This is a genomic window from Novosphingobium sp. AAP1, assembly GCF_001295765.1.
Taxonomy (GTDB): Bacteria; Pseudomonadota; Alphaproteobacteria; order Sphingomonadales; family Sphingomonadaceae; genus Novosphingobium; species Novosphingobium capsulatum.
Genome location: NZ_LJHO01000015.1, coordinates 20583 through 33033, shown reverse-complemented (window position 1 = coordinate 33033; position 12451 = coordinate 20583). Strand labels below are relative to the sequence as shown.

At 65.2% G+C, this 12451-nt stretch carries 13 protein-coding genes; all 13 read left to right on the top strand.

Going from position 1 to position 12451, the window contains the following annotated elements:
* Nucleotides 1–292 precede the first annotated feature (292 nt).
* Nucleotides 293–1048, top strand: coding sequence for a 30S ribosomal protein S2 (gene rpsB, locus IP65_RS18175; protein ID WP_022677325.1), 756 nt, complete (start codon nt 293–295; stop codon nt 1046–1048).
* Between the two features lie 124 nt (nt 1049–1172).
* Entirely contained in the window at nt 1173–2099 is a 927-nt protein-coding gene (gene tsf / locus IP65_RS18170) for a translation elongation factor Ts (protein WP_022677324.1), read from the top strand.
* Nucleotides 2100–2324: 225 nt separating this feature from the next.
* Nucleotides 2325–3050 carry a UMP kinase gene (gene pyrH / locus IP65_RS18165; protein ID WP_022677323.1) on the top strand — a complete coding sequence of 242 codons (726 nt, stop codon included), beginning with the start codon at nt 2325–2327 and terminating at the stop codon, nt 3048–3050.
* Between the two features lie 3 nt (nt 3051–3053).
* Nucleotides 3054–3611, top strand: a complete 558-nt coding sequence (gene frr, locus IP65_RS18160; RefSeq protein WP_022677322.1) for a ribosome recycling factor — start codon at nt 3054–3056, stop codon at nt 3609–3611.
* Between the two features lie 77 nt (nt 3612–3688).
* A complete protein-coding gene (uppS, locus tag IP65_RS18155; RefSeq protein ID WP_051146413.1) occupies nt 3689–4333 on the top strand; it encodes a polyprenyl diphosphate synthase in 645 nt (214 codons plus the stop codon).
* Complete coding sequence (locus tag IP65_RS18150; RefSeq protein ID WP_054132577.1) at nt 4320–5063, top strand: phosphatidate cytidylyltransferase; 744 nt, start codon at nt 4320–4322, stop codon at nt 5061–5063. The genes uppS and IP65_RS18150 overlap by 14 nt, the downstream gene beginning before the upstream one ends.
* A complete protein-coding gene (locus IP65_RS18145) occupies nt 5060–6223 on the top strand; it encodes a 1-deoxy-D-xylulose-5-phosphate reductoisomerase (RefSeq protein WP_022677319.1) in 1164 nt (387 codons plus the stop codon). The genes IP65_RS18150 and IP65_RS18145 overlap by 4 nt, the downstream gene beginning before the upstream one ends.
* Complete coding sequence (gene rseP, locus IP65_RS18140; RefSeq protein WP_171793861.1) at nt 6220–7368, top strand: RIP metalloprotease RseP; 1149 nt, start codon at nt 6220–6222, stop codon at nt 7366–7368. Before IP65_RS18145 ends, rseP begins: the two co-directional genes overlap by 4 nt.
* Nucleotides 7369–7597: 229 nt before the next feature.
* A complete protein-coding gene (bamA, locus tag IP65_RS18135; protein ID WP_054132576.1) occupies nt 7598–10270 on the top strand; it encodes an outer membrane protein assembly factor BamA in 2673 nt (890 codons plus the stop codon).
* Nucleotides 10270–10956 carry an OmpH family outer membrane protein gene (locus IP65_RS18130; protein ID WP_022677316.1) on the top strand — a complete coding sequence of 229 codons (687 nt, stop codon included), beginning with the start codon at nt 10270–10272 and terminating at the stop codon, nt 10954–10956. The genes bamA and IP65_RS18130 overlap by 1 nt, the downstream gene beginning before the upstream one ends.
* Before the next feature lie 21 nt (nt 10957–10977).
* On the top strand, nt 10978–11451 hold the full coding sequence (fabZ, locus tag IP65_RS18125) for a 3-hydroxyacyl-ACP dehydratase FabZ (protein WP_022677315.1): 474 nt from the start codon (nt 10978–10980) through the stop codon (nt 11449–11451).
* 126 nt (nt 11452–11577) lie between these two features.
* Nucleotides 11578–11805 carry a 50S ribosomal protein L31 gene (rpmE, locus tag IP65_RS18120; protein WP_022677314.1) on the top strand — a complete coding sequence of 76 codons (228 nt, stop codon included), beginning with the start codon at nt 11578–11580 and terminating at the stop codon, nt 11803–11805.
* A gap of 164 nt (nt 11806–11969) precedes the next feature.
* Entirely contained in the window at nt 11970–12431 is a 462-nt protein-coding gene (locus IP65_RS18115) for a MarR family winged helix-turn-helix transcriptional regulator (protein WP_082350246.1), read from the top strand.
* Nucleotides 12432–12451 lie beyond the last annotated feature (20 nt).

The following is a 12451-nucleotide window of genomic DNA, read 5'->3' as shown; positions in this document are numbered from 1 at the left end:
AATCGATGAAACAGTGTTCGCGGCGCGGTGATTCGGGCGTGGAACAGCCGCGCCAGGACGTGTTTTGCCTGCGTCGGGCAGGTTATCCCCGCGAATCACTGCTAAGGGCATTTCCGGTGGCATTGCCGGTTTACGCGCGCTATGGGCGCCGCAGCCCAGCGGTGATTCGCGGCATGTCCGCCGCCATCATGACAGCAGGGCCAGTCCACATGGCGCGCGCACATACCGGTGCCAGTTGCGGGTTCTCCGCGCGGTTCCAGCGCTCCAGAGGTGAAACCGGAAGGAAATGATTATGGCGGCTCCCGTCGTCACCATGCAGCAACTGATCGAGGCCGGTGCCCACTTCGGCCACCAGACCCACCGCTGGAACCCGCGGATGAAGCCGTACATCTTCGGCGCCCGCAACGGCATCCACATCCTCGACCTGTCGCAGACCGTTCCGCTGATGTCGCGCGCGCTCGAGTTCATCTCGGCCACCGTGCAGGCCGGCGGCAAGGTGCTGTTCGTCGGCACCAAGCGCCAGGCGCAGGAACCGATCGCCCAGGCCGCCCGCGCTTCAGGTCAGCACTATGTCAACCATCGTTGGCTGGGCGGCATGCTCACCAACTGGAAGACCATCTCGGGCTCGATCAAGCGCTTCAAGGCGCTGGAAGAACAGCTCTCGGGTGACACCACCGGTCTCACCAAGAAGGAAGTGCTCCAGCTCACCCGCGAGCGCGACAAGTTCGAACTGTCGCTCGGCGGTATCCGCGACATGGGCGGCATCCCCGACGTGATGTTCGTGATCGACGCCAACAAGGAAGAACTGGCGATCAAGGAAGCCAACGTGCTGGGTATCCCAGTCGTGGCGATCCTTGACTCCAACGTTTCGCCCGAAGGCATCGCGTTCCCCATCCCGGCGAACGACGACGCCAGCCGCGCCATCCGCCTCTATTGCGAAGCCGTGGCCGCCGCTGCCACCAAGGGCGGCCGTGACGCTGCCTATGCTTCGGGCGTGGACCTGGGCGCGCTGGACGAGCCGGTTGCCGAAGAAGCCGTCGAAGGCTGATTGCAGGCTGACATGACGGGGGCGGCGCCGCGATCGGCGCCGTCACCGAATTGTCCCGTTTCATGAAGTAGGGCCGCGGCGCGTGCAGCCGCGGCCGCACCGTTTCAGACAAAGGACAAACGCGATGGCTTACACCGCCGCTGACGTGAAGAACCTGCGCGAGCGCACTGGCGCCGGCATGATGGACTGCAAGAAGGCGCTCGACGAAGCTGCCGGCGATTTCGAAGCCGCGGTTGACGCGCTGCGCGCCAAGGGCCTTGCCGCCGCCGCCAAGAAGTCGAGCCGCACCGCCGCCGAAGGCCTCGTGGGCGTGGCCGTTTCGGGCACCAAGGGCGTCGCCGTCGAAGTGAACTCGGAAACCGACTTCGTCGCCAAGAACGACCAGTTCCAGGACTTCGTGCGCAAGTCGACCGAAGTGGCGCTGGAAACCGGCGCGGCCGACGTGGAAGCGCTCAAGGCGGCTGCCTATCCGGATGGCGGCACCGTGGCTGACAAGCTGACCAACAACGTCGCCACCATCGGTGAAAACCAGCAGCTGCGCCGCATCAAGCACGTCGCAGTGTCGAACGGCATCGTCGTGCCCTACATGCACAACGCCGCTGCCAGCAACCTCGGCAAGATCGGCGTGCTCGTCGCGCTCGAATCCGAAGCTGGCGCCGACGTGCTCGAGCCGCTCGGCAAGCAGATTGCGATGCACATCGCCGCTGCTTTCCCGCTGGCGCTCAATGCCGAAGACCTCGACGCCGAGCTGATCGCCCGCGAACGCAAGATCGCGGCTGAAAAGGCAGCCGAAAGCGGCAAGCCCGCAGAAGTGCAGGCCAAGATGGTCGATGGCGCCGTGGCCAAGTATGCCAAGGAAAACGCCCTCCTGTCGCAGCTGTTCGTGATGGACAACAAGACGCCGATCGCCCAGGTCGTCGAAGCGGCTGGCAAGGCTGCTGGCACCAAGATCGCCCTCGTTGACTACGTCCGCTTCCAGCTGGGCGAAGGCATCGAAAAGGAAGAGACCGACTTCGCCGCCGAAGTGGCGGCCGCTGCCGGCATCAAGTAAGCATCGCTTTTCGCGTCCCCGCGCAACCGGGGCCTGGCCTTGCCCATGCGGCAATGCGCCGGGTTCCTGTTGCAGCGGGGACGTTTGCGTTTGCGAAAAGCGCAGCGGCGCCCTTGGCACGGCCCGTGCGCTGCGTATAAGGGCGCGAACCAGGGGTGGAGGGGCCGCCGGTTGCGTGCCAACCCGCCTTCATCCCGATCCTTTTTTGCGAGACCCGGACGCCCCATGACCACCCCTGCAAAGTTCAAGCGCATCCTGCTCAAGCTTTCTGGCGAAGTGCTCATGGGCAACCAGCAGTTCGGCATCGATACCGATTTCGTCGCCGCGCTGGCCGCCGAAGTGAAGGCTGCCAAGGAAACCGGCCTCGAAATCTGCCTGGTCATTGGCGGCGGCAACATCTTTCGCGGGATGGCCGGGGCGGCCAAGGGCATGGACCGCGCCCAGGCCGATTACATGGGCATGCTGGCCACGGTGATGAATGCACTGGCGATGCAATCCGCCCTCGAAAAGCTGGGCGTCGATACCCGCGTGCAATCGGCCGTGCAGATGGACCAGGTGTGCGAACCCGTCATCCGCCGCCGCGCCGAACGCCATCTCGCCAAGGGCCGCGTGGTGATCTTTGCCGCCGGCGTGGGCGCGCCCTATTTCACCACCGATTCCGGCGCAGCGCTGCGTGCGGCCGAAATGCAGTGTGATGCGCTGTTCAAGGGCACCAGCGTCGATGGCGTCTATAATGCCGATCCCAAGAAGGATGCGGCGGCCAAGCGCTTTGACACCATCGACTATGACACCGTGCTGGCGCACAACCTGCAGGTGATGGACGCCTCGGCCGTGGCGCTGTGCCGCGACAACAATATTCCCATCGTCGTGTTCTCGATCCGCGAGCAGGGCAATCTTGCCCGCGTGCTGGCCGGAGAGGGCACGCAGACCATCGTTCGGAAGGAAGCCTGATCCATGGCAAAGTATGACAAAGGCGATCTTGAGCGCCGCATGAAGGGCGCTGTCGAATCGCTCAAGGGCGATCTCGCCGGCCTGCGCACTGGCCGTGCCAACACCGCGCTGCTCGATCCGATCACGGTCGAAGTCTATGGCAGCCACATGCCCTTGAACCAGCTGGCCACCGTGTCTGCACCCGAACCGCGCCTGCTTTCGGTGCAGGTGTGGGACAAGTCCAACGTCGGCCCGGTGGAAAAGGCGATCCGGTCTGCCGGCCTTGGCCTTAACCCCATCAACGACGGCAACAACCTGCGCCTGCCGATCCCGGACCTGACCGAGGAACGCCGCAAGGAACTGGCCAAGCTGGCCAGCAAGTATGCCGAAGGCGCCCGCATTGCCGTGCGCAACGTGCGCCGCGATGGCATGGAAGCCTTGAAGGCTGACGAGGCCAAGAAGGAAATCTCGGAAGACGAGCGCAAGCGCCTGGAAACCGAAGTCCAGAAGCTGACCGACGAGACGATCAAGGCCGTGGACGACGCTGCCGCCCATAAGGAAAAGGAAATCCTGGGCAAGTGAGCGCCGCGCCGGTTCCCGTGCCGCAGGTTCGCGACGGGGGCGATGGCGCCCCCTTGGCCCGCCACGTTGCCATCATCATGGATGGCAACGGGCGCTGGGCCAAGAAGCGGTTCATGCCCCGTGCGTTTGGCCACAAGCGCGGCGTGGAAGCCGTGCGCGCGGCCGTGCGCGCCGCGGGCGACCTGGGGCTCGAGGCGCTGACGCTCTATGCCTTCAGCTCAGAGAACTGGAAGCGCCCGGCCGACGAGATTTCCGATCTCATGGGCCTGCTGCGCGCGTTCATCCGCAGCGATATCGACGAGATCGACCGCAATGGCGTGCGGCTCAAGATCATCGGCGAATATCGCGCGCTGGCGCCCGATCTGGTGCAACTGATCGATGATGCCGTGGCGCGCACCGCCGGCAATACCCGGCTCACGCTGGCAATCGCGCTCAACTATGGCTCGCAGCAGGAAATTGCCCGCGCCGCCGCCCGCGCCGCTGCCAAGGGCGAGATCACGCCCGAAACCATCGCGGCCGAGCTTGATACGGCAGACCTGCCGCCGCTCGACCTGCTGATCCGCACTTCGGGCGAGGTGCGGCTGTCGAATTTCCTGCTGTGGCAGGCCGCCTATGCCGAAATGGTGTTTACCCCGGTGTTGTGGCCCGATTTCACCCCCGATCACTTGCGCGCCGCGCTTGATCAGTTTGCCGAGCGGGAGCGGCGCTTTGGCGGACGTTGATCCCGCCGTGGCCGCACAACCGCAACCGGCCAAGCGTTCCGACCTGCCCGTGCGCCTGGCGTCGGCCGTGGTCATGCTGGGCGTGGCTGGCCTGGCCGTGTGGCGCGGCGGGGTGGCGCTCGATGCCTTCATCGCGGCTGTCGGCCTGGTCGTATTTGGCGAATATGTTCGCCTGGTGGCACGCATCGCGCCCGATCCGGCGCGCATGGTCGCCGGGGTCATTACCGGCGCGGTCTATATCGGCTGGGGCGCCCTGGCGCTGATCGTGATGCCCACGCCCTTGCTGGTGGCGGTCATCGGCCTGGTAATCTGCACCGATACGGGCGCCTACTTCACCGGCCGCGCCCTGGGCGGCCCCAAGATCGCGCCGCGCATCAGCCCGTCGAAAACCTGGTCGGGCCTGGCCGGTGGCATGGCCGCCGCCGGGTTGTGGACCGGGCTGTTCACCCTGGGTGGCGCCTGGCTGATCAGCGGCCTTGGCCCCACCGGGCCGAGCCTGGCAGAGGCGTTGCATATCGCGAACCTGGGGGTGGCAGCCCTGGCCGGCGCCGTGTTGGCCGTGGCGGCGCAGGCGGGCGATTTCTACGAATCGTGGCTCAAGCGGCGGGCGGGGGTCAAGGATTCCTCGCGCCTCATCCCGGGGCACGGCGGCGTTTTCGATCGCGTTGACGGGCTGTTGCCGGTGGCCATCATCGTTGGCACGGCCTGGGCGCTGGGGGCACCGGCATGACCGCGCAACGTTCCATCACCATCCTGGGCGCCACCGGTTCGATCGGCACGTCGACGCTCGATCTGGTGCGCCGCAATCCCGCTGCCTTCCGCGTCGAGGCGCTTACCGCCCACGCCCAGGTGGCCGAACTGGCCGCGCTCGCCCGCGAATTTTCCGCGCGCCTGGCCGTGGTCGGTGATCCTGCCCGCCTGGCAGAACTGCGTGCGGCGCTTGCCGGCACCGATATCGCGGTGGCCGCTGGCCCTGACGCGTTGGTCGAGGCGGCCGCGCGCGGCGCCGATATCACCGTGGCCGCCATCGTCGGCTGTGCCGGCCTGGCGCCTACCATGGCGGCGATCGAATGTGGCCGCACCGTGGCCTTGGCCAACAAGGAAGCGCTGGTTTCCGCGGGCGAGGTGATGACCGCGGCCGTGGCGCGCAGCGGCGCCACGTTGCTGCCGGTCGATTCTGAACACAACGCGATCTTCCAGTGCCTTGCGGGCAATGCGCCCGAGCACGTGCGGATGATCACGCTGACTGCCAGTGGTGGCCCGTTCCGCGATTGGGCGGCCGATCGCCTGCCCCATGCGACACCCGCCCAGGCGGTGAAGCATCCCAATTGGTCTATGGGCGCCAAGATCAGCGTCGATTCGGCCACAATGATGAACAAGGGGCTCGAGTTCATCGAGGCGTTTCACCTGTTCCCCGTGGGGGTGGAGCGGCTGCGCATCCTGGTCCATCCGCAATCGATCGTGCATTCGATGGTCGAATATCGCGATGGCTCTACCCTGGCGCAGCTTGGTCCTTCAGATATGCGCGTGCCGATCGCCTCGTGCCTGGCCTGGCCGGCGCGGATGGACACGCCCTGTGCGCCGCTCGATCTTGCCGAGATCGGCGAACTCACGTTTCGTCAGCCCGACGAATCGCGCTTTCCCGCCACGCGCCTGGCGCGCGAGGCGGTGATGGCCGGCGGCGCTGCGCCGGCCGTGCTTAATGCCGCGAATGAAATCGCGGTGGCTGCGTTCCTGGCTGGTAAGATCGGGTTCACGCAAATCGTGGCATGTGTACAGGCTGTGCTGGATCGTGGCCTGCCGCCGCCGCCTGCCTGCCTGGCAGATGTGATTGCGGTTGACCACGAAGCCCGCTTGCGCACACATGCGCATATGGAGCCCGTTCGTTGATGCAGACCCCCGGCCTATTGATCAGTTTTCTGGGCTTCGTGCTCGTGCTGGGGCCACTCGTCTTCCTTCACGAACTGGGTCACTATCTGGTTGGTCGCTGGTGCGGGGTAAAGGCCGATGTCTTTTCGATCGGGTTTGGCCGTGAACTGATCGGCTGGACCGACAAGCGCGGCACGCGCTGGAAGCTCTCGCTGCTGCCGCTGGGTGGTTATGTCCAGTTCGCCGGAGACATGAGCCCGACGAGCAAGCCGACGTCGGAATGGCTGGCATTGCCGGCGGCAGAGCGCAACCGCACGTTCCAGGCCAAGGCGCTGTGGCAGCGCGCGCTGATCGTGCTGGCGGGCCCGGTTACCAACCTGCTGGTTGCGCTGGTGATCCTGTCGGGCTTTACCATGGCCTATGGCAAGCTGGTCGTGCCGCCCGTGATCGGCGTGGTGCAGCCCGGCTCGGTGGCGGAAAAGGCTGGCGTGCGGGTGGGCGATCGCGTCGTGGCGATGCGCGGAAGCGCGGTCGATACTTTCCTCGACGTCAAGATGACCGTGGCGCAGCACCCTGGCGAGCCGCTTGACCTGGTGGTGGAGCGCGGTGGCAAGCGCCAGACGCTGCCCGTGGTTGCCGGCACCCGCGCGGATTCCGATCGCTTTGGCAACGTTCAGAAAATCGGCTTCATCGGGGTGGGCCCGGCCAGTGTCGAACTGGTCCGTGTCGGCCCTCTGGCGGCAGTGGCCGATGGCGCACGACAGATGCGCGGCATTGTCGATACCATGGTCACCGGCATCGTGCAGATCGCAACCGGCCGGCGCGAGGTGAAGGAACTGGGCGGCCCGATCAAGATCGCCAAGTTCTCTGGCGAGCAGCTGGTCTCGGGCTGGCAGCCGTTCGTGTTCTTCGTCGCGCTGATTTCGATTAATCTGGGATTCATCAATCTCTTGCCAATTCCCGTGCTCGACGGGGGGCATCTGGCCTTCTACCTGGCAGAGGCGGTGCGCCGCCGGCCGGTCAGTGCGCGCGGCCAGGAATGGGCGTTTCGCACCGGCCTGGCGCTGGTGGTGGCCCTGATGCTGATCGTCACGGTCAACGATGTTGCCTCGCTCGACCTGTTCGGTGCGCATGGCCTGTTTGGAGCAAAGGTTTTCGGCGGCTGACCGGTTTGGTTGGCGCCGCATGGGCGCAGGATGATCGGCCAGCGGCCGGGCAGGGGGCTCGGCAGGCCGAAGGCGCATTATTTTCCACAATATGCGGGGTGAATGCGGTGCCTTGCACCATGCTTGCTTGATTGGCACAGCGGCATCGGGCACAGGGCTGCGGTGCCGAAAATCCGGCAACCGCCATCGTGGCGGAACATTACGAATTCAGACGGGATGGCGCTTGGTGATGAATGAACGGTACGCGAGCCTGACCGCCCCCGCCGCAGCGCGGGCATCGAACCCGGCAACGGCGCGGGTTTCGACTCTCGCGGTGGCGCTGCTTGCCTCGACCACGCTGGGCAATCCGGCCCTGGCGCAGAGCGCGCCCAAGGCAAAGGCCGCGTCTGCTCCGGCATCTGCCACTGCCCCGGCCAACGCTCCGGCCGCGCCCGCCGTGGCTGCGCCGGCCGAGCCGGTGCAACTGGTGCGTTCGATCACCATCGACGGCGCCCAGCGCCTCGAGCCCGATACGATTCGCTCCTACATCCGCCTGCGCGAAGGCGATCGCTATACCCAGGCCGCGGCCGACCAGGTGCTCAAGGACCTGTTCGCCACTGAACTGTTTGCCGACGTGCAGGTGCGCAACAACGCGGGCGCGGTGACCATCCAGGTCAAGGAAAACCCGGTCGTCAACCGCATCATCCTGGAAGGCAACAAGCGCCTCAAGGAAGACAAGATCCTGCCCGAGATCAAGCTCTCGGCGCGTCAGATCTTCACGCGGTCCAAGGTGCGCGCCGACGTGTCGCGCATCATCGAGCTGTACAAGCGGCAGGGCCGATTCGCCGCCTCGGTCGAGCCCAAGATGGTCATGCTCGACCAGAACCGCGTCGATATCGTGTTCGAGATCACCGAAGGGCCCAAGTCCAAGGTTCGCCAGATCAACATCATCGGCAACCAGCAGTTTTCCGATACCGAACTGCGCACCGAGATGGTGACCAAGCAGGCCCGCGCGTTCCGCCTGTTCTCGTCGGGCACCAGCTACGATCCCGATCGCCTCGCGTTCGACCAGCAGAAGCTGCGCCAGTTCTACCTGACCAAGGGCTATGCCGATTTCCGCGTGGTTTCGGCCGTGGCCGAACTGACGCCGGACAAGAAGGACTTCATCATCACCTACGTGGTGGAGGAAGGGAAGCGCTACAAGTTCGGCGACGTGAAGGTGGACAGCCAGCTGCGCGAGATCGACGGCGACAGCCTGGTCAAGAAGCTGCCGATGAAGGCGGGTGACTGGTACAACGCCAAGCTGGTCGAAGACACCGTCGACAGTCTGAGCGAGACGGCCGGCAGCCTGGGCTATGCCTTTGCCAACGTGCAGCCCGATTTCGCGCGGAACAAGGATGACCTCACCATGGGCATCACGTTCCGCATCGCGGATGCGCCGCGCGTCTATGTCGAGCGCGTCGATGTCAACGGCAACACGCTGACCCAGGACAAGGTGATCCGTCGTGAATTCCGCCTCGCGGAAGGTGACGCGTTCAATTCCTACCAGATCAAGCGTTCGTCCAACCGCATCAAGTCGCTCGGCTATTTCCAGGAAAAGTTCGAGGTTGAGCAGAAGCCGGGCACCACGCCCGATCGCATCGCGCTCGAAGCCAACGTGGAAGAAAAGCCCACCGGCGAACTGCAGCTCTCGGCCGGTTTTTCCAGCCTGGAAAGCTTCATCTTCCAGGCCTCGATCCGCCAGAACAACTTCCGTGGTCGCGGGCAGACGCTGGGCCTCTCGGTCGATTATTCCTACTATTCGCGCAGCGTCCAGCTGAGCTTTACCGAGCCCTATCTGTTCGATCGCAACATCTCGATGGGCGTTGACGTCTATCGCCGCGATTACAACAGCTTCAACTACCTCAATTCCAACCGCAACACGACGTACAAGCAGACCACGACCGGCTTTCAGATTCGCGCCGGCGTGCCGCTGACCGAATACATGTCGCTGATCGGCCGCTACACGTTCAACATCGATGACGTGACGCTGGACGAGGCCACCTATTACCTCAACGGCACCTGCAGCCCGCTGCTGGCCGGTCGTTACCTGTGCGATGCCATTGGCCACCGCACCAGCTCGATCTTCGGCACCTCGGTGGTCTACGATACGCTCGACAACCGCCTGCGTCCCACCAAGGGCACCTCGTGGCTGCTCAGCGGCGACGTTGCCGGGCTCGGCGGTTCGGTCAAGTATGCCCGCATCACCGCCAATGCCGCGCATTACTGGCCGGTGGGCAAGGGCTTCGTGTTCAGCCTGCGCGGCGAAGGCGGCGCGATCGAGCCGCTGGCCAGCCGTTCGTCGGATCCCACCGTGGACGACGTGCGCCTGACCGACCGCTTCTTCCTGGGTCAGCCGCAGATGCGCGGCTTCGACATTCGCGGCGTGGGCCCGCGCGTGCTGCGCAAGTACTACTCGCGCAATTCCGATGGTACGTTCGGCGCGATCACCACCGACCGCAATTCGTGGGCGGACGACGCCCTGGGCGGCCGTTACTACTACATCGGCCATGCCGAGCTTGAAATTCCGCTTGGTGCCGGTGCCCGCGAAATGGGCCTGCGTCCGTCGATCTTCATGGACGCCGGTGCGGTGTGGGGCGTGCGTCGCCCGGCCACCAGCACGGGCGTGGTGCTCTATACCGATGCGCTTACCGGCAAGATCACCACGGCCGCCAATGCCTCTGACGGCACGGCCAACAGCACATACCAGAAGTACGACGAAGTCTTCGTTGGCAACTCGCCGCAGCCGCGCATTTCGATCGGCATCGGCGTTAACTGGAACTCGCCCTTCGGCCCGTTCCGCATCGACTTCGCCAAGGTCTTGAAGAAGGTCGACGGCGACGACACCCAGCCCATCACTTTCAACGTGGGAACCCAGTTCTGATGAAACTCCGCATTGCCTCGGCCCTGATCGCGGGCCTGATGATCTCGGCTGCCCCCGCAGCTATGGCCGCAGCCCCCGCCGCCGCGTCGACCGCTCCGGTTGCCAACGGCATCGCCTATGCCAACCCGCAGGCGATCGTCGGTTCGTCGTCGGCCTATCAGACCGCGATGCAGCAGCGCCCGGTCACCTACAAGGCCCAGATCGACCAGGCCAAGACCCGCAGCGACCAGATCAACGCCCAGCTCAAGCCGCTGGCCGACAAGTTCCAGGCTGATCAGAAGAACCCCAAGGCCGATCGCGCTGCGCTCGAAGCCGAAGTGGGCCAGATCCAGCAGATCCAGGAAGACGGCAAGCGCGAGATCCAGCAGATCCTCGCTCCGCTGAACCTGGCTGAACAGTATGTGATCGAGCAGATCTCCGACAAGCTGGACGAAGCCACCCAGCGCGCGATGGCCAAGCGCCGCGCCACCATCGTGCTTGATGTGCAGGCCGTGGTGAAGGGCGATCCGGCCTCGAACATCAGCCAGGACATCCTGACCGAACTCAACGCCCTGATCCCCACCGCGCAGCTCGTGCCGCCGGCTGGCTGGATGCCGCGCGCCCAGCGTGAAGCGATGGCGCAGCAGCAGGCCCAGCAGGGCGCCGCGCCCGCCGCTTCGGGCGCCAAGGCGCCGGAAGGCCGCTAAGGCAAGGCATACGGGGATCCAATGACGCAGGAAGTCCAGGCCGAAACGGCCGCGCCGCTCTCGTTCGACGTGACCAAGGTGATGGCGGCGCTGCCGCATCGCTATCCCTTGCTGCTGGTCGATCGCGTGGCCTCGCTCGTGGTGGGTGAACGCATCCACGCGATCAAGGCCGTGACCATGAACGAGCAGTTCTTCCAGGGTCATTTCCCCGGCCGGCCGATCATGCCGGGCGTGCTCCAGATCGAGGCGCTGGCCCAGGCGGCCGGCGTCCTCGCGGTGGAAACGCTCGGCCTGGCCGGCTCTGGCAAACTTGTCTATTTCATGGCGATCGAAAACGCGAAGTTCCGCACGCCGGTAGAGCCGGGTTGCCTGCTCGACCTGCACGTGGAATTCACGCAGATGCGTTCGCGTGTGTGCAAGTTTGCCGGCAAGGCCATGCTGGGTGACAAGATCGCCACCGAGTGCAGCTTTACCGCAATGATCGCCGATAGCTGAGTCAGTCAGCGCTTACGGTACATGACTCGACAAGCGGCGCCCTTTCGATTAGGGGCGCCGCTTTCGAGTTTACATCTCTCGTTTCCCAGCCGCCGGTCGGAACCGGCGGCACATCGGAGCAGTCCCATGAAGGCCAACATCCACCCCGACTACCACTTCATCAAGGTGCAGATGACCGACGGCACCGTGTTCGAAACCCGCTCTACCTGGGGCAAGGAAGGCGACACGCTGGCTCTCGACATCGACCCCACCTCGCACCCGGCCTGGACCGGTGGCAACCAGCGTCTGCTGGACCAGGGTGGCCGCGTGGCCCAGTTCAACAAGCGCTTCGGTGGTCTCACTCTCAAGAAGTGAGCGACCGCGATCGGGCAGGGCCACGTGCCTTGCCCGCGCGAGCGCGAACCAGGGGCGGCTTCGGCCGCCCTTTTTCGTATCTGCCGCGCCCGCCGCGTCTGCGGCTGGTGAAATTCACCGCCAAGGGTGCTTGCCATGGCCGGGGGGAGCCATAAGGTAACACCATGCAACCAACGCCCTCTGCCTCCGGTTTGCCGGCCACCTCGCTCGATCGCCTGCTCGGTTATCAGTTGCGCCGTGCCTCGGCCGTGATGATGGCTGATCTGGCACGCGAGCTTGCCGATCTTGAAATGCGCCCGGCCGAAGTGACCGCGCTGCTGGTGATCGGCGAAAACCCCGGCTGCTCGCAAACCGAAGTGGGGCAGGTGCTGGGGATCAAGCGCGCCAACATGGTGCCGATCATCTCACGGCTGATGGATCGTGACCTGATCGATCGCGAACGCGCCGATGGGCGCAGCCATGCGCTGCGCGTCACGGAAACCGGCGCGGCGGTAGTCGCCGATGCCCTGGCCCGGATCGAGCGGCATGAGACGCGCTTTTCCGAGCTGTTCGATGCCGCCACACTCGATGCGCTCCATGCCGCGTTGCCACTGATTCGCGGGCAGCGGGAAGAGGCTGAGGGCTGACCTTGGCTGCCTGACGCTCC

What these genes read in the sequence shown, in the direction of transcription:
- IP65_RS18115 (WP_082350246.1), top strand. Translation starts at nt 11,970, where the DNA reads ATGCAACCAACGCCCTCTGCCTCCGGTTTGCCGGCCACCTCGCTCGAT.
- IP65_RS18145 (WP_022677319.1), top strand. Translation starts at nt 5,060, where the DNA reads ATGACCGCGCAACGTTCCATCACCATCCTGGGCGCCACCGGTTCGATC.
- bamA (WP_054132576.1), top strand. Translation starts at nt 7,598, where the DNA reads ATGAATGAACGGTACGCGAGCCTGACCGCCCCCGCCGCAGCGCGGGCA.
- uppS (WP_051146413.1), top strand. Translation starts at nt 3,689, where the DNA reads ATGGATGGCAACGGGCGCTGGGCCAAGAAGCGGTTCATGCCCCGTGCG.
- frr (WP_022677322.1), top strand. Translation starts at nt 3,054, where the DNA reads ATGGCAAAGTATGACAAAGGCGATCTTGAGCGCCGCATGAAGGGCGCT.
- rpsB (WP_022677325.1), top strand. Translation starts at nt 293, where the DNA reads ATGGCGGCTCCCGTCGTCACCATGCAGCAACTGATCGAGGCCGGTGCC.
- fabZ (WP_022677315.1), top strand. Translation starts at nt 10,978, where the DNA reads ATGACGCAGGAAGTCCAGGCCGAAACGGCCGCGCCGCTCTCGTTCGAC.
- IP65_RS18130 (WP_022677316.1), top strand. Translation starts at nt 10,270, where the DNA reads ATGAAACTCCGCATTGCCTCGGCCCTGATCGCGGGCCTGATGATCTCG.
- rpmE (WP_022677314.1), top strand. Translation starts at nt 11,578, where the DNA reads ATGAAGGCCAACATCCACCCCGACTACCACTTCATCAAGGTGCAGATG.
- tsf (WP_022677324.1), top strand. Translation starts at nt 1,173, where the DNA reads ATGGCTTACACCGCCGCTGACGTGAAGAACCTGCGCGAGCGCACTGGC.
- pyrH (WP_022677323.1), top strand. Translation starts at nt 2,325, where the DNA reads ATGACCACCCCTGCAAAGTTCAAGCGCATCCTGCTCAAGCTTTCTGGC.